The organism is Lichenihabitans sp. Uapishka_5 (assembly GCF_033947565.1).
Lineage (GTDB): Bacteria > Pseudomonadota > Alphaproteobacteria > Rhizobiales > Beijerinckiaceae > Lichenihabitans.
Map to the genome: position 1 here is coordinate 16,012 of NZ_JARPVX010000026.1, position 21,034 is coordinate 37,045.

The 21,034-nt window shown below is 64.8% G+C and carries 28 protein-coding genes; 17 read left to right on the forward strand and 11 right to left on the reverse strand.

All coding sequences use genetic code 11. The features are described 5' to 3' along the window. Positions 1-117 precede the first annotated feature (117 nt). The 3 genes from P7D22_RS11450 to P7D22_RS11460 all read left to right on the forward strand — a co-directional run bounded on the left by P7D22_RS11450 (position 118) and on the right by P7D22_RS11460 (position 3,253). The gene (locus P7D22_RS11450) at positions 118-2,439 is read left to right on the forward strand and encodes a PAS domain-containing protein (RefSeq protein WP_319934363.1); all 2,322 of its coding nucleotides are present in this window, start codon (positions 118-120) and stop codon (positions 2,437-2,439) included. A gap of 95 nt (positions 2,440-2,534) precedes the next feature. Next, positions 2,535-3,050: an SOS response-associated peptidase family protein gene (locus tag P7D22_RS11455; RefSeq protein ID WP_319934364.1), complete on the forward strand. Its 516-nt coding sequence runs from the start codon at positions 2,535-2,537 to the stop codon at positions 3,048-3,050. Further along, a complete protein-coding gene (locus P7D22_RS11460) occupies positions 3,047-3,253 on the forward strand; it encodes a hypothetical protein (protein WP_319934365.1) in 207 nt (68 codons plus the stop codon). The genes P7D22_RS11455 and P7D22_RS11460 overlap by 4 nt, the downstream gene beginning before the upstream one ends. Before the next feature lie 46 nt (positions 3,254-3,299). Here the strand turns inward: P7D22_RS11460 and P7D22_RS11465 are convergent, their stop codons facing one another. From P7D22_RS11465 to P7D22_RS11485, 5 genes are all read right to left on the reverse strand, one after another. Further along, positions 3,300-3,518 carry a CsbD family protein gene (locus P7D22_RS11465; protein WP_319934366.1) on the reverse strand — a complete coding sequence of 73 codons (219 nt, stop codon included), beginning with the start codon at positions 3,516-3,518 and terminating at the stop codon, positions 3,300-3,302. A gap of 64 nt (positions 3,519-3,582) precedes the next feature. After that, complete coding sequence (locus tag P7D22_RS11470) at positions 3,583-4,071, reverse strand: thermonuclease family protein (RefSeq protein ID WP_319934367.1); 489 nt, start codon at positions 4,069-4,071, stop codon at positions 3,583-3,585. A 150-nt stretch (positions 4,072-4,221) separates the two neighbouring features. Beyond that, positions 4,222-4,599, reverse strand: coding sequence for a hypothetical protein (locus P7D22_RS11475; RefSeq protein WP_319934368.1), 378 nt, complete (start codon positions 4,597-4,599; stop codon positions 4,222-4,224). 31 nt (positions 4,600-4,630) lie between these two features. Then, positions 4,631-5,908: a Y-family DNA polymerase gene (locus tag P7D22_RS11480; RefSeq protein WP_319934369.1), complete on the reverse strand. Its 1,278-nt coding sequence runs from the start codon at positions 5,906-5,908 to the stop codon at positions 4,631-4,633. A 2-nt stretch (positions 5,909-5,910) separates the two neighbouring features. Then, entirely contained in the window at positions 5,911-6,468 is a 558-nt protein-coding gene (locus P7D22_RS11485; protein WP_319934370.1) for a LexA family protein, read from the reverse strand. A 26-nt stretch (positions 6,469-6,494) separates the two neighbouring features. On the opposite strand from P7D22_RS11485, the gene P7D22_RS11490 reads away from it, so the two are divergent. Next, a complete protein-coding gene (locus P7D22_RS11490; RefSeq protein ID WP_319934371.1) occupies positions 6,495-6,890 on the forward strand; it encodes a hypothetical protein in 396 nt (131 codons plus the stop codon). Positions 6,891-6,893: 3 nt separating this feature from the next. Here the strand turns inward: P7D22_RS11490 and P7D22_RS11495 are convergent, their stop codons facing one another. Continuing rightward, positions 6,894-7,244, reverse strand: coding sequence for a response regulator (locus P7D22_RS11495; protein ID WP_319934372.1), 351 nt, complete (start codon positions 7,242-7,244; stop codon positions 6,894-6,896). A 64-nt stretch (positions 7,245-7,308) separates the two neighbouring features. Beyond that, the gene (locus P7D22_RS11500) at positions 7,309-7,593 is read right to left on the reverse strand and encodes a hypothetical protein (RefSeq protein WP_319934373.1); all 285 of its coding nucleotides are present in this window, start codon (positions 7,591-7,593) and stop codon (positions 7,309-7,311) included. 524 nt (positions 7,594-8,117) lie between these two features. Between P7D22_RS11500 and P7D22_RS11505 the strand changes: the two genes are divergently transcribed. The 5 genes from P7D22_RS11505 (at position 8,118) to P7D22_RS11525 (ending at position 9,716) form a co-directional block, all read left to right on the forward strand. Next, entirely contained in the window at positions 8,118-8,339 is a 222-nt protein-coding gene (locus tag P7D22_RS11505) for a hypothetical protein (protein WP_319934374.1), read from the forward strand. An 83-nt stretch (positions 8,340-8,422) separates the two neighbouring features. Then, positions 8,423-8,557, forward strand: coding sequence for a hypothetical protein (locus P7D22_RS11510; RefSeq protein WP_319934375.1), 135 nt, complete (start codon positions 8,423-8,425; stop codon positions 8,555-8,557). Continuing rightward, positions 8,554-8,739, forward strand: a complete 186-nt coding sequence (locus P7D22_RS11515; protein ID WP_319934376.1) for a hypothetical protein — start codon at positions 8,554-8,556, stop codon at positions 8,737-8,739. The genes P7D22_RS11510 and P7D22_RS11515 overlap by 4 nt, the downstream gene beginning before the upstream one ends. A 418-nt stretch (positions 8,740-9,157) precedes the next feature. Next, on the forward strand, positions 9,158-9,415 hold the full coding sequence (locus P7D22_RS11520) for a type II toxin-antitoxin system ParD family antitoxin (protein WP_319934377.1): 258 nt from the start codon (positions 9,158-9,160) through the stop codon (positions 9,413-9,415). After that, complete coding sequence (locus tag P7D22_RS11525) at positions 9,408-9,716, forward strand: type II toxin-antitoxin system RelE/ParE family toxin (protein ID WP_319934378.1); 309 nt, start codon at positions 9,408-9,410, stop codon at positions 9,714-9,716. Before P7D22_RS11520 ends, P7D22_RS11525 begins: the two co-directional genes overlap by 8 nt. A gap of 168 nt (positions 9,717-9,884) precedes the next feature. On the opposite strand, the gene P7D22_RS11530 is transcribed toward P7D22_RS11525, so the two are convergent. After that, on the reverse strand, positions 9,885-10,880 hold the full coding sequence (locus tag P7D22_RS11530) for a 3'-5' exonuclease (protein WP_319934379.1): 996 nt from the start codon (positions 10,878-10,880) through the stop codon (positions 9,885-9,887). Positions 10,881-11,407: 527 nt separating this feature from the next. On the opposite strand from P7D22_RS11530, the gene P7D22_RS11535 reads away from it, so the two are divergent. Beyond that, a complete protein-coding gene (locus P7D22_RS11535) occupies positions 11,408-12,301 on the forward strand; it encodes an ArdC family protein (protein ID WP_319934380.1) in 894 nt (297 codons plus the stop codon). Positions 12,302-12,316: 15 nt separating this feature from the next. Here P7D22_RS11535 and P7D22_RS11540 read toward each other — a convergent pair whose 3' ends face one another. Further along, positions 12,317-12,829, reverse strand: a complete 513-nt coding sequence (locus P7D22_RS11540) for a hypothetical protein (RefSeq protein ID WP_319934381.1) — start codon at positions 12,827-12,829, stop codon at positions 12,317-12,319. Positions 12,830-13,054: 225 nt separating this feature from the next. Here P7D22_RS11540 and P7D22_RS11545 point away from each other — a divergent pair, with 225 nt between their 5' ends. The 3 genes from P7D22_RS11545 to P7D22_RS11555 all read left to right on the forward strand — a co-directional run bounded on the left by P7D22_RS11545 (position 13,055) and on the right by P7D22_RS11555 (position 16,181). Continuing rightward, positions 13,055-13,441: a hypothetical protein gene (locus P7D22_RS11545; protein WP_319934382.1), complete on the forward strand. Its 387-nt coding sequence runs from the start codon at positions 13,055-13,057 to the stop codon at positions 13,439-13,441. A gap of 20 nt (positions 13,442-13,461) precedes the next feature. After that, a protein-coding gene (locus tag P7D22_RS11550; protein WP_319934383.1) for an IS3 family transposase occupies positions 13,462-14,645 on the forward strand; the annotation gives its coding sequence in 2 pieces (ribosomal slippage) (positions 13,462-13,726 and positions 13,726-14,645; 1,185 coding nt in all). 33 nt (positions 14,646-14,678) lie between these two features. Beyond that, entirely contained in the window at positions 14,679-16,181 is a 1,503-nt protein-coding gene (locus tag P7D22_RS11555; RefSeq protein ID WP_319934384.1) for an AAA family ATPase, read from the forward strand. On the opposite strand, the gene P7D22_RS11560 is transcribed toward P7D22_RS11555, so the two are convergent. Then, positions 16,178-16,372, reverse strand: coding sequence for a hypothetical protein (locus tag P7D22_RS11560; protein ID WP_319934385.1), 195 nt, complete (start codon positions 16,370-16,372; stop codon positions 16,178-16,180). The two genes, P7D22_RS11555 and P7D22_RS11560, sit on opposite strands and share 4 nt — an antisense overlap. Positions 16,373-16,616: 244 nt before the next feature. Between P7D22_RS11560 and P7D22_RS11565 the strand changes: the two genes are divergently transcribed. The 4 genes from P7D22_RS11565 to P7D22_RS11580 all read left to right on the forward strand — a co-directional run bounded on the left by P7D22_RS11565 (position 16,617) and on the right by P7D22_RS11580 (position 20,271). Next, a complete protein-coding gene (locus tag P7D22_RS11565; RefSeq protein WP_319934386.1) occupies positions 16,617-17,318 on the forward strand; it encodes a ParA family protein in 702 nt (233 codons plus the stop codon). Continuing rightward, positions 17,318-17,728: a stability/partitioning determinant gene (locus P7D22_RS11570; RefSeq protein ID WP_319934387.1), complete on the forward strand. Its 411-nt coding sequence runs from the start codon at positions 17,318-17,320 to the stop codon at positions 17,726-17,728. Before P7D22_RS11565 ends, P7D22_RS11570 begins: the two co-directional genes overlap by 1 nt. A 458-nt stretch (positions 17,729-18,186) precedes the next feature. Then, positions 18,187-19,053: a replication initiation protein gene (locus P7D22_RS11575; protein WP_319934388.1), complete on the forward strand. Its 867-nt coding sequence runs from the start codon at positions 18,187-18,189 to the stop codon at positions 19,051-19,053. A gap of 885 nt (positions 19,054-19,938) precedes the next feature. Beyond that, positions 19,939-20,271 (forward strand): hypothetical protein, encoded by a 333-nt coding sequence (locus tag P7D22_RS11580; RefSeq protein ID WP_319934389.1) that lies wholly within the window; start codon positions 19,939-19,941, stop codon positions 20,269-20,271. Between the two features lie 212 nt (positions 20,272-20,483). On the opposite strand, the gene P7D22_RS11585 is transcribed toward P7D22_RS11580, so the two are convergent. Beyond that, positions 20,484-20,936, reverse strand: coding sequence for a hypothetical protein (locus P7D22_RS11585; protein WP_319934390.1), 453 nt, complete (start codon positions 20,934-20,936; stop codon positions 20,484-20,486). Positions 20,937-21,034: the final 98 nt, after the last annotated feature.

Sequence of the window (21,034 nt, forward strand, 5' to 3'; positions counted from 1 at the left end):
GTTCAGTTCGGGAGAGGTCCGCACGGCGCGTCCATCCGCGACTTCGACTGGTCAGCGACGCCCTTGGGGCCACGCGAGATCTGGTCGGCTTCCCTTACGGCCATCTATGAAATGATGATGGCTTCCCCGTTCGCCATGTGTGCGGGCTGGGGGCCGGAACTGACGTTCATCTACAACGAGGCCTATATCGATTTCCTGGCGGCGCGCCATTCGGCCGCCCTCGGCCAGCCGATCAAGGAGGTTTGGCATGACGTTTGGGCCGATATTGACCCGCTGATCCGACGCGCCATGGCCGGCGAAGAGGTGCACCAGACCGACATGCACCTCGTCATGACGCGCAAGGGCTACGCCGAGGACACCTATTGGACGTTTGCCTATAGCGCGCTGCGGGAGGGTGAGGCCGTTGTCGGTTTCCTCGATATTGCGATCGACACGACCGCCGGCGTGCTGGCCGGGCAACGGCGCGATGCGGCCGAAGCCAGCCTACGCGAGCTGAATGCGACGCTCGAACAGCAGGTCGCCGAGCGGACGGAAGAGCGCAACCGCATCTGGCAGGTCAGCCGCGACATGCTCGTGGTCGCCGAGCCCGAGGGTAGCTGGTTGAGCGTCAACCCGGCCTGGACCCGCGTACTCGGCTGGTCAGCGGATGAGCTGGTCGGACGAACCTCCGAATGGATAGAGCATCCGGACGATCGAGCCAGATCGCGCGCCGAGGCTGCACTGCTGGCGCAAGGACATTCCACCGTCAATTTCGAAAACCGCTTCCGCACCAAGGCGGGCGACTATCGCGATCTGTCATGGACGGCCGTCATGGCCGACAACAAAATCTATGCGACCGCGCGGGATGTTACGGACGAAAAGGTCCAAGCTGCCGTCCTGGCCGACCAGGCATTGCGCCTCAAGCTCTTCGGCGACGTCGTCCAGGCCAACAAAGACCCGATCTGCGTGTTCGACACGGACTATCGCCTGACGGCTTTCAACCAAGCCCACAGCGACGAGTTTTTCCGCATTTTCGGGCATCGCGTCCAGGTTGGCGAAGTGTTTCCCGACCTTTTCCCGCCCGAGCAGGCGCCCATCATGCGGGGTTTCATGGCTCGGGCGCTTGCGGGCGAGTCCTACACGGTTACCGAGGAATTCGGCGATCCCGACCTCGCCAAACCGTATTGGCAAGTGACGTATTTTCCCCTGCGCGATCCAGAGGGCCGCCTTGTCGGCGCGTTCCACCATGCCAAGGACATCATGGACCGCCTACGCGCGGAAGCCGAGCTGGCCACGATGCAGGAAGCGCTGCGGCAGTCGCAGAAGATGGAGGCGGTCGGTCAGCTGACCGGCGGCTTGGCGCACGACTTCAACAATTTGCTGGCCGTCATCACCGGTAGCCTCGAACTGCTCGAACGACGCATCACGCAAGGCAGGATCTCAGAACTCAGCCGCTTTGCCATGTCGGCCCAGGCCGCGGCCAAGCGCGCGACCGCATTGACGCATCGCCTGCTCGCCTTCTCACGCCGGCAGACGCTCGATCCTAAGCCGACCGGCATCAACCAGCTGATCGCCAGCATGGACGAGCTGATCCGCCGCACCGTCGGACCGTCGATCGAGGTCGAGGTGGCGGGCGCGGCCGGATTATGGACCACGCTGGTCGATCCGCACCAGCTCGACAACGCGTTGCTCAATCTCTGCATCAATTCCCGCGACGCCATGCCGGATGGCGGCCGCTTGACCATCGAAACCGCGAACCGTTGGCTCGACGAGCGGGCCGCAAAGGAACGCGACGTGCCACCCGGCCAGTATGTCTCCCTGGCGGTCACAGACACTGGATGCGGGATGCCGCCTGAGGTTATCGCCAAGGCGTTCGATCCGTTCTTTACCACCAAGCCGATCGGCCAGGGCACGGGCCTTGGCCTGTCTATGACCTACGGCTTCGCCCGCCAGTCGGGCGGTCAGGTCCGCATCTATTCGGAAGCCGGGACAGGCACGAGCATCACCATCTACCTGCCCCGCCATTACGGTGACGAGGTGGAAACGGACGAGCTCTCGATCCGTCCCCCGGAACCGGCTGAGCAGGGCCAGACGGTTCTGGTGGTGGACGACGAACCGGGCGTCCGCATGCTGGTTGCCGAAGTGCTTGGGGAATTGCGCTATGAGGTGGTCGAAGCCGAAGACGGGCCATCAGCTCTCAAGGTCCTGCATTCCAAGGCGCGCATCGACCTTCTCGTGACCGATGTCGGCCTGCCAGGCGGCATGAACGGCCGCCAGATCGCGGACGCGGCCAGGTCGCTGCGGCCCGGCCTCAAGGTGCTGTTCATGACCGGCTATGCCGAGAACGCCGTGATCGGTAACGGCCATCTCGATCCGGGCATGTCGGTCATCACCAAGCCATTCGCGGTCGATATCATAGCTAATCGCATCGAAGAGATGATTACGCAGCCGGTGAAGTGAACACGGCCATTATGGCTGATCGCTCGCTACCGACCGCAATTGACGCCGAAGCCAGGGTCGCGTGATCCTGTCAGCCGCTCACCCCGGAGCCGGCCATGACCCTGATCGCTCCCCGTTGCCGCGCGATATCGAACATCAGGCACAATGGTTGCAGCTGTTTAGCAAGCACTGCATCCCAGGCGTGCCCGGCCGCGCTGTTGCAGCCTCGGTGGATGAACCCTCTGACGCCTTTACGCCCGCCAATGCTCTCTGGCAGCAAATGCTCAAACGTGTCTTGCAGAGCATTGTTGGGGCTGGCCGGCATCTGGCAGGACGCCGACCACAAGGGTGACGCCCGTCCGTCCTTCCTGATCGTCACCGAGGAGCCGAACGACTTCATCCGCCCCTACCATGACCGGATGCCGCTCGTGCTGGATGACGACCGGATCACGCAATGGCTCGACCTTTCCCAGGCCGTGCAGCCCGATCCGTCCATGCTGCTGCCGCTCGACCGGTTTCACGTCCGGCCGATGCACAAGGCCATGAACCGTTCGGCCGAGAAGGACCTCGACGCGATCGACCCGGAGGCCGCGGCCGTGCGGGCATCCCTTAGGGGCGTGGTCGCGGCATGAGCCAGCCAATCGACGAGAAGACGCAGCGTCAGGCCCGCCGCGCAGCCATCCAGGCGACGATCGACACGCTGCTCGACCTCGAAATCCCGCCGGCCCTCATCATCGAGCATCTGGCCGTGATGTCCGTCGAGACGGTCAAGGGCCGGACGCTGCACCTAGTGAAGGCCCGCATCAGCAACGACAACGCCCCGGCCGTCGATTGACGGCCGGGGCGCGCGCTTTAAAGCCAGTGGCTGTTTCCAGCCGCTCCTAGAGGGTCTTATTCGCCTTGTCGGCGAGGTGGTTCAGGCCATCCTTGAGCGCCTGTTTCGCGTCGCCCATGGCTTCCTGCACCGACCCCTTGGCCTTCTGGCCTGCTCCTTCGGTTTGCAGCTTCGAGTCGCCGACCGCGTTGCCGATCCCCTGCTTGATGGAACCGGCCGCCTTGTTGGCCATGCCGCTCGCCTTATCGTCTGTCGCTGTAGACATCGGATCACCTCCCTTCGTTGTTGAAGCCTGACTAACGGAAGGCGTCTGGCGGCAGTTCCGGCAGTCAGTGTCGGCGGTAGTGCGGCTTGCGGTGCCGCCAGTCCCAGGGGGCGGTCGGATCGGCCTGGCTCCATAGGCCCTGGTGGATCGAGGCCGCCTGCGTCATGGCCTCGTCGTAGGACCGGGGCGGATGAAATTCGTCATAGGCCCAAGCGTCGCCCAGGGTCAGCATGGTCCAGCCGATATCGGTCCCCTGCCCTGTCCGCACCATGGCGACGATCCGGTCATAGCTCTTCGGGAAACTGCGATGACCGGGCGGCGGCTCGACCTCGACGGTCTTACCGAGGATCAGGGCCGACAGGTCGGCCTTAGCCTTGGACCCGAAAGGTTGATCGTGTTCCGGCGCGTCAATGCCGAAGACGCGGATGCGTTGTTTCTGGCCATCGGCCATGACCGTGAAGGTGTCGCCATCTGCGATCTTGGTGACTACGGCAGGAAACGCCTGTGCCGTCAGCGGCAAGAGGCAGAACAACATCGCCAATAAATTCTTCATGCCGAAATATACATGAAATCTAGAAACAAAGGCTGTTTTCATCCAGCTGGAAATTCCTAGCCTGCTCGCCATGAAGGGACGGCTTTGCCATGGAAGCGGTTCGGCATCACAGCCGCCTATGCCGCGACCTTGGCTTCCGTTCGTGGACGCCTAGAAGGGAATATCATCGTCCAGGGTCGGATGATGAACCGGCGGCTGGTGAAGGCCGGCGTCGCATTCGGCCTGGAAGGCCGCTTCCTCCGCCTTTAACGCGGCCTGCTCCGCTTTCGTCATTGGCGGTTCAGGCCGGGGGTCGTAACCGCCGGCCAGTTCGACTGAATCCTTATAAATCTGGTAGTCGTAAAAGCCGTCCTTATCGAGGTTCAGCTTGTAGGCCAGGTCCACATAGCGGGAGAACACCGCCTGCCATGCGGCTATTGCGGCAGGGTCGTCGGCGGTCCAGGCTTGCTCCAGCTTCTCGACCGCCGCCGACCAGGCCTCGCCTTGGCCATGAACGATCGCAAGGGCCTCGGCCTCGATGTCGATCATGGGCAGCCCTCCCCATCTGTGTAGCTTGAACTTACACCTTCAGCAGATCCTCCCAAGCGGTCGTGTAGCGCCCCGAGATGAACTCCGTCCGCAGTTTCCAGCCCGGTTTCCGGCCCATGCTGGCGAAGGTGACGGTCCCCCGCCCAAACCTGGCGTTGAGCGCATCGAGGGCCTGCATCCGGGCGAGTGACCGCGCGTCGTCATGACGGTCAAACAGGCTCCCCTGAACCCGGCCAGCCGGGCCGAGGTCGATCAGGGTGACGCCCGCTTTCTTGTACGAGAACCCAGGCCGCCAGAGCGCATCGAGCGCGATCAGTGCGGCCCGGTTCAGCCTGCCGGTGTCGGCCGTTGCCACGGGCAGCCTATAGGCCCGTTCGGCGGCATATTGCGGATCGCGTGGCCGATGCTCGTCCGTCTTGACGAACACCGCCAGGCGGCCACAGGCGAGGCCCTGGCGGCGCAGCTTCTCGGCCGCCCTGGTCGCATAGGTCGTGACCGCCTGCTCCATCTCGTGCCGCGTCGTGACGCGCTTGCCGAAGGAGCGCGAGGCGATGATCATTTTCCGGTCGGGCGGGGCTTCCTCCAGGCTGATGCAGGGGATGCCCTGCAACTCCCAAACCATCCGCTCCATGACGACGCTCGTGTGCATCCGCACGAACTTGGCGTCCGCGCGGCGCAGATCGTTCGGGGTCATGATGCCGATAGCCTTGAGCCGGTCCGCCATGCGGTGCGCCACGCCCCACAGGTCGGTCAGCTCGATGCGGTCGAGCGCGGCTTCCTGCTCTTCGGCCGTCAGCAGGATCATGACGCCGCCGCTCTCGGGCGTCTTCTTCGCCAACCGGTTGGCCAGCTTGGCGAGGGTCTTGGTCGGGCCGATGCCGACCGACACCGGGATGCCGGTCCATTGCAGCACCGTCGCCCGCATGGCCCGGCCATGGGACTCGAGCCGGCTCTCGAACCCGGCCAGGCCGAGGAAGGCCTCGTCGATCGAATAGATTTCCAGGTCGGGCGTGAAGTCGCCCAAGACCCGCATCACGCGCGCGCTCATGTCGCCATAGAGGGTATAATTGCTCGACCGGACGATGACGCCCTGCGTGTTCACCCGCTCCCGGCAGATGTGCCACGGCTCCCCTATCTCGATACCGAGGGCCTTGGCCTCGTTCGAGCGGGCAATCACGCACCCGTCGTTGTTGGACAGCACCACCACGGGCTGGCCGCGCAGCTTGGGCTGGAACAGCCGCTCGCAGCTCGCGTAGAAATTGTTGCAATCGACCAGAGCGATCGGGGCTGCGCCCGCCAGGGTCGTCACCCCTACAGCATGCGGATGGTGTTGCGGACCACGCCCCAGACCTCGAAGCCGGAATCCTCGCCCACGATTATATCGCGGAAGGCCTTGTTTTCCGGGTGGAGGACGATGCCGTCCACCGTCTTGCGATACCGCTTGATGGTGAACTCGCCATGCAGCAGGGCCAGCACCACGCAGCCATTCCAGGCCGACACCGAGCGATCGACGATCGCCAGGTCGCCCGGAAAGATGCCGGCATCCTTCATGCTCTCGCCCGCGATCTTGACCGCGAAGGTGGCGGACGGGTTCGAGATCAGCAGCTCGTTGAAATCGAGCGGGCGGTCCAGGTAGTCGTCGGCCGGGCTGGGAAAGCCGCATGAGGCCGGCGACATCACCAGGGGAACGGTCGCCGCGCGGTACGCCTCGACGCTGAAGATGCTGGCGAGGTCCCCGGCCCGCAAGGACCCGTCCGCCAGGCGTTTGGCGATCGCCGCCACCGGGAGCGGCAGACGCACCACCGTGGTGGGTGCGCCGCGTGGCCGTCCCCCGATCCCCTTCCGGCTGTGCCGATACGACGCCCGCATGCCGCTTCTCCCCTTGCCTTCAGTTCATGTTACAGATACTGAACAAAACAAGAACGAATGACAAGTTTGAAATGTCGCGGCGGTTTCAGCCGATCTGGCTTGACCGTGACCGCAGGGTGACTTTCAACAGGCGGGCCGGGCCGCAGAGTCAGCCTCAGGCAACCGCCAGGGTAGCAGGTGGGGAGATCGTGATGAACCAGATGCCAGATCATTCCGCCGGCACCGGCTCGGCCTACCGGGCCTATCTGATCGGGGACACCGGCAAGGTCGCCAGCAAGGTCGATGTGCTCGCCCTGACCGATGACGAGGCGATCCGGCAGACAGCCACGATCGACCATAATGGCGCGGTCGAGCTGTGGGATCGCGGCCGAGTCATTTTCCGGCATGCCAAAGGGGAACACGACCCTTTGGTCAGGCGATAAGCCTTAGCAGTCGCCGATCGCGCCCAGCAGCCGGTCGCTGGTCCAGGGCTTCGAGAGGAAGGTCACGGCCGGCCTGATGTCACACGGCATCGCGTTGTAACGCCCCGAGGTGACGACAATGGCCGTTTCCGGTCGCGTGGCGCGGACATGGCGGGCAACGTCGAGCCCGTCCAAATCGCCCGGCATGTTAATATCGGTCAGGACCACGCCGATCTCGTGATCGGGCTCGTCGCAATAGGCGATCGCCTGGGCCGCGGTGCCGAACTCCACCACGCTATGGCCCGCATCCTCCAGCATCTCGACCGCGAGCATGCGGAGCATCGGCTCATCTTCGACGACTAGGACAACACACACAGCACTCTACCCGTCGTTGAACAAGGTTAAACCGGCAGGTCGGATGTTTGGTTCCGGGCGATCCTCATGATTTCGGGGCCTGGCCTGGCAAAGGCAGGACCGGCCTGCCATGGGCATCCGCTTGGCTTGACCGGATGATCGTATAGGGGGCTCCGCTGTCGGACGTCGCCGTCATCAGGCTGTATGCCGCGTCATGGGCGCGACGCGCGACGCTGTGCAGGTCCCGGTCGTCGGGCGGCAGTTCCCGCAGGCAGCGGAAGGCGACCTTGCAGCAGGTTTCCGCCACCTTGGCCCAATCGACCCCGTGACCGTCGCCCTGGTCGTGCAGCTGGATCGCATAGAGACGCAACGCCTCCACCGGATCGAGGGGCGGACCCTGACGCGCGCGACGCTTATGCGGCGGAGCTGGTCTCATCCGGTCAGGATAGCAGGGAGAGGCTTAAGTCCCGTTAACAGAACCGATGCGCTGCTCTTCCCGGGACGCAGGGAAACGCGAGCAGCGCACCAGCTCCACCGTGCTAAGCCGCAAAGATTGAAAGATCGTGGCGTCGCCCCTGTGAGGCCTTTGGCCCGGGGCCGCGCTCTAGCCCTGCGGGCCGGAGCCGAGAGGTCTCCGCCCATGCGGGTGACGATCGGCTGACGCGCAGGCAGCAAGCCAGAGGGACCTGCGGTCCCCGACGGTCAATCGCCAGGCGCGAGCGCGTCCGGCGGGGTGTCCCCAGGCTTCGGCCCGAAGACGGGCCTGGCAGCCAGGGTGATCCCCTCCCCGCCGGCCGGCATTGACCGCCTCCCCCCGCTCATTGGCGCTCGGCCTAGCAGGGTTGCATGCGCAACCCTTCAGGCAACAAAGGAAACAAGCCAATGGAAGCACTCGTGAAATCCAAAAACCCCGTTCGCGACTACCGCAAGGCGGTCGTGGCGGTCCTGTCCAAATACTTCGCCGTCGATGCCGCAACGGTGCGGTTCAGCGCCAAGGCCATTCGGGCGCACCGGGCGGCAGGCGAAAACCCCGCCTACGTCGCCTTGAGCATCGGGCGGACCCGCAACCTGCCGATCGCACCGGCCTTCCGTCGCCAGAAAACCGGGCGGAGGTAGGGCCATGAGCAATTGTCTCGACATGCTGCCCGAACTGCGGACGCGATGACGGCATCGAAATCCTGGCCAACCTCCGGGTCCGGGTGACGGAAGACGGCACCGACGCTGACGCGGCCACCTGTGGCGACCACGAGTTCGAGCCGGACAGCCGGGCGGAATGCAAGCCCTGCGGCTATTGCGGCAAGGTCGCCGACTTCGAGCTGGAGGACGCGGCATGACGGAGCCGTCCTTCATGGACTACCGGTCCGCCCTCGATGCCGCCCTCAAAGCGGCCTTCGACCTCGACACCTATGACATGGGCCTGAGCGCGGATGAGATTGCCGCGCATCAGGAGGCCGGCGAAACCCCGGACGAGGTGACCCGCCGCTATGCCCGCAAATACGGCCTGCGGTCCCTGTAAGCGACAGCCTGCCCCCGGTGCCATGCCGGGGGTCGTGCGCCTGCCGGCGCTGCCCCTCGCCCTGTGGCCGACCCGCCAGCCTGCGGCCTCTCCCACCCGCGCCGCGCTGCAGTCATAGCGGCCGGCCGGCGGAGCTGGATCGAGGGTGGCGGAGCCGGCCGGCCGCGGCTGTGAGTGGACTCCACCGTGCCCCTGCCCAACACCGTTTTGCGGGCACATGATAGCTGACTGTTATCATCAAGCTATCTGTCAGTTTGCAGGTAGTGACCGGTCAGCCGCCGTCCTTGAGACGTAAATGGTCAGGCTGGCATGGCTGCCGGCAGGGGGGCAAGTCAGCGATGATCCGGCAAAACGCCGAGCGATATGAAATATTGTGAATAATTCTTATGCCGGTTATCCTGAAGCAGAGAGGACGCCCATGGCCACCATGACCGTTTCGCTGCCCGATCCGATGAAAGACTGGATCGAGGCGCAGATCAAAACCGGCGACTACGCCAGTTCGAGCGACTATGTCCGTGACCTGGTGCGCCGCGACCGCGAGCAGAAAGACAAGCTCACCGCCCTGCGTCGCCTGATCGACGATGCCGAGGCGAGCGGCATCAGCCCCCGGACCCTGGACGAGGTTTTTGCCGACGCGCGGGCTCGGGCCCGCAAGCGTGGACTGCTGAATGAGTAGCTATCGCCTCACGCGGCGCGCCGATCAGGATCTGGTCGACATCTACCTCTACACCCTCGAAACATTCGGCCTGCAACAGGCGGAACGCTACGTCGAAGGCGTGCGATCATGCTTCGGCCTGCTCGCTGACGCCCCCCAGATCGGCAGGAAGGCCGATATCATCCGTTCAGGCGTTCGCCGCCACGAACATGGCGGCCACGTCATCCTCTATCGGGAAGAAGTCGAACGGGGCGGCGTGCTCATCCTGGCCGTGATTCACGCCAGGATGGTGCCCACTCTCGGGCTGCACGATCTGGCCTGATCCTTTGAGCGGCCAGGCACAACCAGCGAATTCCAACGGCGAAGCCCATTTGATTTCTGTCGCGGCCGCCGTGTTTCCTAGGTTCAATAAAGGCCACTGACAGCCTTGCCGACCAATGATAGCTATCAGCTAGCATGACGTTATCAACCGTTGGCTGCTATGCCTGAACTAGGCTTTATACCGCTCGCAGGCCGTAATCCGCTGCGCCCGGGGCCGGACGCGGCGCATGTAGATCTCGCCTTCGAGAAAGGCGATCTCGGCCTCGGCCAGGGGCTCGTCCACCTCGACCCACCAGGAACGCGGCCGGCCGTCGCTGCCGTTGCTCCAGCGGTAGCCCCGTACTTTCAGCTGGTCCTTCAGTTCGAACGGCGCGCCTTCCGCCCAGATGCGAATGCGGGCTGCGTCCGAGCGCGTCAGCAGCTGGCCGAGCGCCGAACCGGCGTGGTTCGTCAGGGGCGCCATCAGCACCTCCAGCAGCGCGTGGCAGTCGTCCGTGGCGCGGTGCCCCGTGTGAAACCAGCCGCTCTGCCCAACCAGATAGCCGAGCTTGCTGCCCTCGAACCCAAACTCGGCCCAGGGCACTTCCTTGACCGAGCAGGCCCAGGGCTTCGGCTCGAAGCCGCGCGCCAGCCGCTCGCAGAACGGCCGGTCGAAGCCGGCATTGTGGGCGATGATCAGGTCGGCCTCCGCGATGAAGGCCTCGACCGCCTCCAGATCGATCCTCTGCCCCGCCAGCATCGCATCCGTGATGCCGGTCAGGCGGGTGATCTCGGGCGGCACCGGGTCGGAGGACTCCTGCAGGCCGCTGAACTCGCCCACGATGTCGAGAACCCGGCCTTCCGCATCGTGGACGAAGGCCACCATGCCCAGCTCGATGACCTCGTGGCGTTTGTGGTCGAGGCCAGTCGTCTCCGTATCGACGATGACCGTCAGGCGTTCGCCCGGCTGCAGTTGGCGGGGCCCAACGGCAGCACGGGGCTGCAGACGGCGCAGCACCCGGTAATCGTCATGGGCGTCGAGCAGCGCGGCCGCGCTCTCCGGCGTCACGCCAGGGGTACGGGCCGTGCCGGTGCGCCTGGCCGGGCGTCCCGGGCGCGATGGTGCGGTCCCGGGGCTCGCGTCGGGGTCGGCCTGGTCGTCGAACAGATCGCCTTGCAGGGCCATCGGCTCAGACCGGTATGGGCGATGATGCGCGTGGCATGTCCCCATTCTAGCCGATCGGGCGGTCGAGGGTAAATCTTGGCTTGGCGGCAGGTGTGGCGCCGTCGCGGGCGTCTCCCTGCGGGATCGCGCTCTAGCCCTGGCGGGCCGTAGCCCCCAGCAGTGGGGTCCCCGCCCATACGGGTGACGATCGCCTGACGCGAGAGCCTGGCGGGCGTGAGCGGCCAGCTCCTTCGGATCGGCACCTGGCGGTCCCTCACGGCAACAGGGACCTGCGGTCGCTCGTAGCGAAGATGGGACCTGGCGGTCCCACACGACCAAGAGGGACCTGCGGTCCCCAGCCATCAATCGCCAAGCGGCTAAAGCCGCGTCCGGCGGGGTGTCCCCGGCCTTCGGTCCGCTTCGCTCCCCTGCCAGGCCGGGTGATCCCCCTCCCCGCCGGCCGGCATTGACGGCCTCCCCCCGCTCATTGCCGCGAGGGCTAGTCAAGTTGCATGCGCAACCTTTTAGCCAATTAAGGGGAAAGACCAATGAAAACCGACCTTTACCAGAGCATCACCGACCGGATCGTGGCGAGCCTCGAGCAGGGCGTTCGCCCATGGACCAAACCCTGGAGCGGGACAGAAATGGAGGGCCGCATCGTGTTGCCAAAGCGGGGCAATGGCGAGGCCTACCGGGGGATCAATATCCTGATGCTGTGGGGCGCGGCCCAGGAACGGGGTTTTCGGGCGCCGAGCTGGCTGACCTACAGACAGGCGCAGGCCATGGGCGGGCAGGTCCGCAAGGGCGAGACGGGCAGCATGGTCGTGTTCGCGTCCAGCCTCACCCGCACCGAAACCGATAGCGGGTCCGGCGAGGAGCAGGAGCACCGCATCCCCTTCCTCAAATCCTACACAGTGTTCAACGTGGAGCAGATCGACGGGCTCGGCGACGCCTTTCCCCTGTCGACGGAACCGGCCCTGCAGGCCTTCGCGCGGAGCGAACGGGCGGAACGGCTCTTCGCCGCCACGGGCGCGGACATCCGGCATGGCGGCAACCGCGCCTTTTACCAGATCGCGGACGATTACGTGCAGATGCCGCCCGCCGAGGCTTTCCGGGACCCGGCCAGCTACTATGCTGTTTTGGCCCATGAGGTGACGCACTGGACCCGGCATGAAAGCCGTCTCGACCGCTCGTTCGGACGCAAGCGGTTCGGCGATGAAGGCTATGCCATGGAGGAACTGGTCGCCGAACTGGGATCGGCCTTCCTGTCGGCCGGCCTCGACCTGACCCCGGAGCCGCGCGAGGATCACGCCAGCTACATCGAGAACTGGCTCCGCGTCCTGAAAGGCGACAAGCGGGCGATCTTCACCGCCGCCAGCCATGCCCAGCGGGCCGCCGACTTCCTCATCGGGCGTGGCGAAGAGGGCGAGGCGCAGCCTTGAGGGCTGCCGGTCGCGTCAGGACCGACTGGCCGGTCGCCGCGCTGCCCTCAGGCTGCCGAGGGCCGCCGCCGGCAGGCGGGCCTTCCAGCGCTCGCCGCGCTTAAAGCCGTCCCGCGGCAGGCGCTTTTTGCCCTGAAGTTGCAGGAGCGTGGCCGCGATCGCTTTGGCATTCAGGGCGAGGTCGACCGGCTCAGCGTCGGCATCGGGCGTCGTCGCGGCCGGCTCGTCTTCGGCCTGAGCGGCGGCAGGTTCGGCCGGATAAAGGGCGTCCGCCTCGGGCGGCGCCGTTTCGACGGCGGCAGGCTTGATCCTGGCCGGCTTGCGCGGTCGCGGCGGCGGTTCGGCTGCAGGCAGTGGCTCGGGCGGACCCGCCTCGTCCAGGACCGGCAGGATGCGGCCGTGGATGGCTGGCGGCGCTTCCGCCTGTGGTTCCGCCGCCATGACGGGCGGCGGCGGCTCATCGAGGCCGGGCCACGACACGCGCGGCTGGTCGTCGGCCGCCGACGTCAACAACGGATCGATCGCCATGGCCGCAGCCGGTGCCGGCTTGCGGCCGCTCCGGCGGACTTCAACGGTGAACGGCTTGGGGGTGCGGCGAACCATAAGCTTGGCCTGTAGCAGGCCGATCCGCCCACCGGCAAGACTGGCAGTCTTTCCCAAGGTTGGCGGCGGGTGATGACTTGCGGGAAGTCCCCTGCCTGGCGATGCTGGAGCGCAGGTCGGCTCAATTCCTCAATTCGCAGCAAACCTCCCATGGCCAGTCCTCCGCACGATGCCCAGGCAGCGAAACGCCGTGCGTCCTTCGCGCGCGCCGAGCGGCTGCGCAGCGAACGCGAAGCCGGGCTCAACAATCGACAGCAACAGGAACAGAAAAAGCGTGACCCTTCGCGGCCGGCCAGCCGCTCAGCCGAAACCAGGGCCGCCTTGCGCGACCGTGAACAGCGTTTGCTGGAGCTGGCCAAGACACCCGAGCAGAAGCAGCTCATCAAGTCGATGTTTGCCGGTTACCACCGGTCGCTGAAAAAAAAGGACGAGGTGATGGCGCAGCTCGAGGCGAAGCGGCAGCAGCGCACCGCCGAGCAGGGCCGCAAGGACTGGTCTGCCCCCACTGAAGTGATCCGCCCTGAAGTATGGCTTTAAGCCAACGCGAGGACGGACAGATGCCGAAGAAGATCCACAAGCCTGAAGAGGTCGTGGCCAAGCTGCGCCAAGTCGACGTGCTGGTGTCACAAGGGCAGACGACAGCGGATGCGATCCGCTCGATCGGCGTGACGGAGGTCACGTACTACCGCTGGCGCAAGGAGTTCGGCGGGTTGAAGGCCGACCAGGTGAAGCGCCTGAGAGAGCTGGAAACCGAGAACGCGAGACTGCGTAAGGCGGTCGCGGATCTCACGCTGGACAAGCTGATCCTGAAGGAAGCCGCCTCGGGAAACTTCTAAGCCCCGCGCGTCGGCGCGTTTGCATCGAGCATGTGCAACGGCATCTGGCCGTGTCCGAGCGCCGCGTGTGCGTGGCGCTTGGACAGCACCGCTCGACGCAGCGCAAGACGCCGCGGGGCCGAGATGACGAAGACCTGCTCATGGCCGACATTATCGAGCTGGCCCGTCAGTACGGCCGCTATGGCTATCGGCGGATCACGGCCTTGTTGCGCGATGCCGGCTGGATCGTGAACGCCAAGCGGGTCGAGCGGATCTGGCGACGCGAGGGCCTAAAAGTGCCGGCCAAGCAACCGAAGCGCGGTCGCCTCTGGCTCAACGACGGCTCCTGCATCCGGCTCCGGCCCGAGCACCGCGATCACGTATGGTCGTACGATTTTGTCGAGGACCGGACGCACGACGGCCGTAAGTTCCGGACCCTCAACGTGGTCGACGAGTTCACCCGCGAATGCCTCGCCGTCGGGGTCGCCCGCAAGCTGAAGGCCGTCGACGTCATCGACGTGCTCTCCGACCTGTTCATCCTGCGCGGTGTGCCGGGCCACGTTCGTTCCGACAACGGTCCCGAGTTCGTCGCGCAAGCCGTGCAGGACTGGATCAAGGCCGTCGGCGCCAAGACTGCCTATATTGCCCCGGGCAGTCCTTGGGAGAACGGCTACGTCGAGTCCTTCAATGCCCGGCTCCGGGATGAACTCCTCGATGGCGAGATCTTCTACTCGCTGCGGGAGGCGCAGGTCATCATCGAGAGCTGGCGACGGCACTACAACACCGTCCGGCCGCACAGCGCGATCGGCTACAGGCCACCCGCTCCGGAGGTGTTTGTGCCCGCCTTCGCCGCATGGCCGGCTCCGCAACCCCGACCAGCTCCGCCGGCCATGCTCACGCTAGCACCCAGACCGACCCTGAACTAACATTCGACCCGGATCACCCAACGGGGGCAGACCATGTTCCTGTGGGAACAGGGCCGGCAGCTGCCCGGCCCTAGGGATGTGGTCGTGGTCGACGAGGCCGGCATGATCGGCAGCCGCCAGATGGAACGCCTGCTGCATTTCACGCAGGCAGGCCGCGCGAAGCTGGTCCTGGTCGGCGATGCCCGGCAGCTGCAGGCAATCGAGGCCGGCGGCGCGTTCCGCGCCATCGCCGACCGGATCGGCACGGCCGCGATCAAGACCGTCCGCCGCCAGGCCGTCGAATGGCAGCGCCAGGCGACCGGCGAACTGGCCACCGGGCAGACGGAAGCCGCCCTCGCCCGCTACGAGGCGGCCAGCATGGTGCATGGCCACGCCACGGATGCCGCCGCCCAGGCCGCATTGGTCGACGCCTGGCATCGGCACCGCGTCGAGCAGCCGGGGCAGACGCAGCTCATCATGGCCTTCCTCCACCGCGACGTCGCCGCGCTGAACGCACTTGCCCGCGGCCGCCTGCGGGCGGACGGCGCGCTTGGGCCGGACGTCGGTCTCAGCACGGCGACGGGCCGGGAATGCTTCTCGGTCCATGACCGCCTGTATTTCACGCGCAACGATGCGAAGCTCGGCGTGCGGAACGGCAGCATCGCCACCATCGAAGCCATCCATGGCCGCAGCCTGACGGTGCGGCTCGACGGCGCATCAGTCTCGCTCACCTTCAGCCTGGACCATTACGGCCATATCGCCCACGGCTACGCCGCCACCATTCACAAGAGCCAGGGCGCGACCGTCGATCGCGCCCATCTCTATTGCAGCGCCAACCTCGACCAGCACGCTGCCTATGTCGCGATGACCCGTCACCGCGAAAGGTTGGATCTGCATTGGTCGCGTCAATCCATCCCCACACGGCAGCGGCTCACCGCCATCCTGTCGCGGCTGTCGATGAAAGACACCAGCCTCGACTATGCCGACGAGCGCGTGGCCGAGGCCGAAGCCCGGCAGGATGTGTTCGACGAGACTCAGGTCCGCATTCGCGCGCGTGTGCAGATCTTCGCGGACCGCGAAGCGACGGCCGCCGGTCGCATGGCGAACGCCAGGGCCCTCCTCCCGGCCGATGCCACGACGCGCGACCTTGCAAGGCTGGCCTTGAACACGGTCGAGCGCGCCCGCCTCTTCGGGCTGCGCCAGGGCCGCTTGCATCAGTGGGCGCGCGGCATCGTTCCAGCCGCTTGCATCGCCGTCGCTCAACCGATCCGCACTACCAGGACGGCCATTCATGCCGCACGGCTAGAGCACAGCCACGCGGTCATGGAGCAGCTGCAGGTCATCGAGGCCCGGCACGCAGCCGCGCGCCGTCAGGAGCAGGCCGCCCGCAGGGCTTTGCAGCGCGAGGCTGCGGAGAACTGGCACAGACTGGCAGTCACGACGCGAGTGACAGCGCGCTTCGCCGGGCAGGGCTGCAGCGTCGTGGCCTTTCAGGCCGCGGCCTCCCCTGCCCCCGCTAAAGGCGACCTCTCCCCTCCCCTCCTCCGTATCGCCTAGCGACCTCGCTCCCGCTCGTATTCCTCACGCCGGAAATCATGGCCGGCGACCGGAAAGCCGTGCTCGTAATGCGCATTCTCGGCCGCGATGCGTCGCTCCAGAATTTCGCGCTCGATCACAAAGGCAGGCTTGTCGGCCGCATGGTTGTCCCGGTTGGTGCGGTCCGGCGTCGATGAATGGTCATCAGGCATAAGATCACCTGTTTTGCATGGGCGAGGCGGACACCATACCAGTGCCTCCAGCCATGGCTACACCGAGGACGAAACTCCCGGCTGCATCCGGATAGTCATCCATTCGCAACCTGATAACAGATAGTGATCTGTTAAAATGATAACAGTCAGCTATCGTATATCAGCAATAGCTGTTGACACACTGTTAGCAGTTTGTGAGCATCATGCTATCTAGTGCGCTCCCATCATCCATCGAAGAGGCTTCATGCCAACCATCGTATTCGCGAGTCCAAAGGGGGGTGCCGGTAAGTCCACCTCCGCCGTCGTGCTGGCCACCGAAATGGCCGGGAAGGGCGCCACCGTCACGGTCATCGATGCCGATCCGAACAAGCCGGTGTCCCGCTGGGCCAAGCGGCCCGGCCGCCCGGATAACCTCGACGTCATCTCCGACGTCAACGAGGAGACGATCATCGACGTGATCGATGCCGCCGCAACGCGCAGCGCCTTTGTCATCGTGGATCTCGAAGGCACGGCCTCGACGACGGTCAGCTACGCGATCAGCCGCGCCGATCTCGTCATCATCCCGACCCAGGGCAGCCCGCTTGACGCGGTCGAAGCCGCCAAGGCCATCCGCTTGGTGCATCGCATGGAGAAGGTGGCGGGCGGCCGGAAAATCCTGACCTCGGTCCTGTTCACCCGCACGAGCGCCGCCATCCGGCCGCGTACCCTGCAGGCCATTGCGACCGAATTCAACGAAGGCGGCATTCCCACCTTTGCCACGAGCATGAATGAGCGAGACGCCTTCCGCGCCATCTTCGCCTTTGGCGGCACACTGGCCAAGCTCGACTCGACCCAGGTCAGCAATGTCGATGCGGCGATCGCCAATGCCCGTGCCTTCATGGGCGAGGTGGTGGCCATGCTCAATGCCAGCCAGGGCGCTGCTACTCGCAGCGCGAAGGTGGCGTGATGGGCCGCGCCAGCATCCTTGAGCCGTCTGACGACGAAAACGACGACATCGACCTGTCGCGCTTCCAGCCCAAGCAGGGACCGGCTGAAAATGCCCTCCCGCCGGAGCAGGTCCGTGCCATTGCCGAGGCGTCCAATTTCCCAAGCCGCGATCCCAAGCCGCGGCGGGAAAAGGCGCAGCCCGAAGCGGCCGCACCAGTTCAGCCTGCCGCGCCCGAGCCTGCCGCCGTGCTTCCCAGACGCCAGCCTCGCCGGCATCGTACCGGGCGCACGATGCAGTTCAACGCCCGCACGACGCCCGCCACGGTGGATGCGTTCTACGCCATCGCCGATCAGCAGGGCTGGCTTGTCGGCGAGACGGTCGAGCGCGCGCTTGCGGCTCTGCAACGGGAGCTAAAGGCCAAAGCCTGATCTGTTCCGCACCCGCGCAAATATGAGGTTTTCGGGCAGGCGCGCTGCGCAAATCGGCGCCTTTGCAAGCGCCTGAAACATCTCCGGTTTTTCGCGCGTGATGGCGGTCGAAGCCCCGCAACTATGAGGTTTTTGGGGACGGCCGAAACCGGCGAAGCCGAGCAAGGCTGCCGAGTCGCATGCTGCATAGTCGAGTATGGCATGGATCGCGTCCAGCGTCGGAAACTATGAGGTTTTTGGGGAAGGGCGGTTCGATTGATGGGCCTGCGCCAACCCACTGATATACATGCACCATATGCCGAAAAATGCGGGATATTGGTTCAAACTATGAGGTTTTTGGGGAAGTGGGAAAACATGCTGCGATGGAATAAACCATTTCCGGCTTTCCATCGAAGCAGGTACTATTCCCCATGGATGCGGAGGACAAGACGGGACAGGAGCGACCACCAGGGAAAACCTTGGTCCTGCAACTCACCCCCAATCTGCTGGAGTCGCTGAAGCCCCAGGAGCTGATCCAGATCAAGGGTCATGCCGAGCTGACCCTGAACGCCCGCCGCGCCATCACGATCCTCTGGCATAACGCCCACCGCCAGGGCATCCGGGAGGGCAGGGACTACACGATCGAGATCGACGACCTGAAGACCGACGGCCACAAAGGCTACGAGCCCGTGGTCGAGGCGGTCGAGGCGTTGATGACGACGTTCCTGATCTTCAAGGACCCGAACGATCCGGACGGCGACGATTACCGGGTCCAGTTCCTCGGCGGTAACAACATGACGCCCAAGGGCCGGCCCGGCGGCGTCCTCACCTACAGCTTCGACAAACGGCTGATCGCCCTGCTGGAGGCCTCCGTCAAATGGGGGCAGATCTCGCTGCCCGTGCTGATGTCGTTCTCCTCGAAATACGCCATCAGCCTCTATGAGAACGTCACGCAGAGCGTCAATCTGCGCCACATCAGCAACGCGACCTACACGATCGACGAATTCCGCGAGATGATGGGCGTGCCCGCCGGACGTTACGCCGTCTATGGCGACCTGAACCGCCACGTCATCAAGCCCTCTGTGAGCGAGATCAACGCCCTCGCGCATTTCGAGATCAGCGTCCTGCCGATCAAGAAGGGCAAGAAGGTCGATCAGATCATGGTCGCCTGGATGCGCAAGTCGCAGGACGCGGCGACCGAGGCCCTGCGCGAACGGGAGCGCCCGCGCCTTGGCCGACGCGTCCGCCTGGCCAACCGGGTGGAGCATGTCGCCGACGCAGTGCCCTCGGTCGGCCGCATGATGCGAGACGACCGCAAGCAGCGGCGTTCCCCAAAAACCTCATAGTTGGCGTCAGCCTACAGCGACAAATCGGGCAGGCGGCCTGTGGATAACTTCGGATTTGCTCCCCAAAAACCTCATAATAAGGCCCCAAGAACCTCATAGCAGAACCCCAAAGACCTCATATTATTCCCCAAGAACCTCCATAGGAGTCCCCATATTCCTCATAGTTGCGGGCCTAAGATATTGTTAACCATGCGCAATCCGCCTCTGAATCTAGAATCTTTTGAATCTATTGAATTAGCTGAAAGGAAACCCGGCCGGCTATAAGCCGCCTCTCCTGACGCTGCCGCTACGCGGCGGACGCTTCGCGTAAACCGGCGTCGGCCTGTCGGCCGACCTCTTTCCCTTCGCCGATCCCGCAAGTCTACGCGCCACTCGGAACCGTCAACGCCTTCGGCGTGCTCCGCGTTGCTTCGCCCCTTCGGGTGACGAACCCTCGCTCAGCGCGTGCGGAGGTCTCGACGGCTCCGAAGGAATGACAGGGCTCGACTCTCCAAAGGAATAGGGAAGGATGATAGGCTCGAAAGAACGCAAGGACTGCGCCCAGTCATGCAGAGTTGCATGCGAGCGGGTGCCTGCCCGCAAATTCCGTCCGTTAAACGCTCGCTGATTGAACCATGCAAAAAAGAATGCTGTCGGCTGACAGATAGTGCTCCCGGTACGCCCATAGTCGAGGCGGCAGCCTTGTCAGAGGACACCCGACGGGGTGTTTTTTGGCGTGCTGGGAGACTGCAGATTGACCCGACCGCTCTGACCGACGAGGATTCCGGATCGCGGAGGTCCTCACATGCCGCTGATTGGCAGCTTTGACGTCGAGCAGGCGACCTTAGCCGGCAGGCGCCGACGTTGACCGTGCCCAGGTTCGAGCCACGACCCGCCATCAGGCCGATGACGAAATCGGCCTTCGTCCTGGAGCGCCTTGCGGCTGAGAGCGGCCACCCGGTCGCGGCGATCCTCGGCCACGTCCGGCACTGCCCCTACCGGAACAACCTGTTCAGGGCGTGCCGTATGGCCATATTCGGCACGGTCGAAAGCTGGGACCTGGAAACCGACGAGAAAACGGTGAACGACCCCCGCGTCAAACAGGAATACTGGGTCACGTTCTCTACGGCCCTGCTCGCCGACTTCGGCACGCAGCGGGCCTGCCCCAATTGCGATGAGCCATGCCATCCGGTGGTCATCAAACGGCAGAACGAACGCTATAGACGCGTTATCCGATAGCTGACTGATAGCTGTTAGCTAGCTTTATACGCTTGGTGTGATGTCCTGCGGCATCAGTAGGGGATGTCGTCATCCAGCATCTCGGACAAACTGCCATCCGGGTTTCGAACAGCCCCGGTTCCATCCGCTTCGGCCGTCAGCCCTTCGAGACTGCTGCGCATCCGCTCCTGCGCATGGGCGATGCCGCTCCGCAGGCAGTCGCTCAGGAACTGCTACTCGCTTTCGTGATAATAGCTCAGGGCATCTTGCAGCGCCTCCTGCTGATCCGCGTCGAGCTGGATCATCGCCGAGAATGTCCGCACCGAAGGCCGGGCGATGTAGTCATCGAGGGCGGCCATGGCCATGCCGACGACGACGTCAAACAGCTTGTAGTTGAGGGACGAGGACTGCACCCGCATCCCCAGGCGGTGATAGGCGGCACCCGTCTCTTCCGTGATCGCCCTGATTTCCCTGTTGAGGCTGTCCCGATCCTGCAGCCGGCTGGCTGCCGCACCGAAGTTCGCCGGCGGCGATCCGTCGGGCAGGGGGTGTAGCAGCGTCCATAGGAGGAACTGGCCCGCCTCGTCCTCGTAATGCCGCTCGAAACGCTGTTGGATGCCGTCCAGCACGACCTGGACCATATGCGAGGCCATCGGCATCGGCGGTATCGGATCGTCCGATCGCATGTGGTTCTCCCGGCCATGGCAAAGACGCCCAGATCCTCCGCCATGGGAGCAGCCTAAGCAGCGATGCGATGCCCGCCCAGCGAAAATCCGACGGCCCG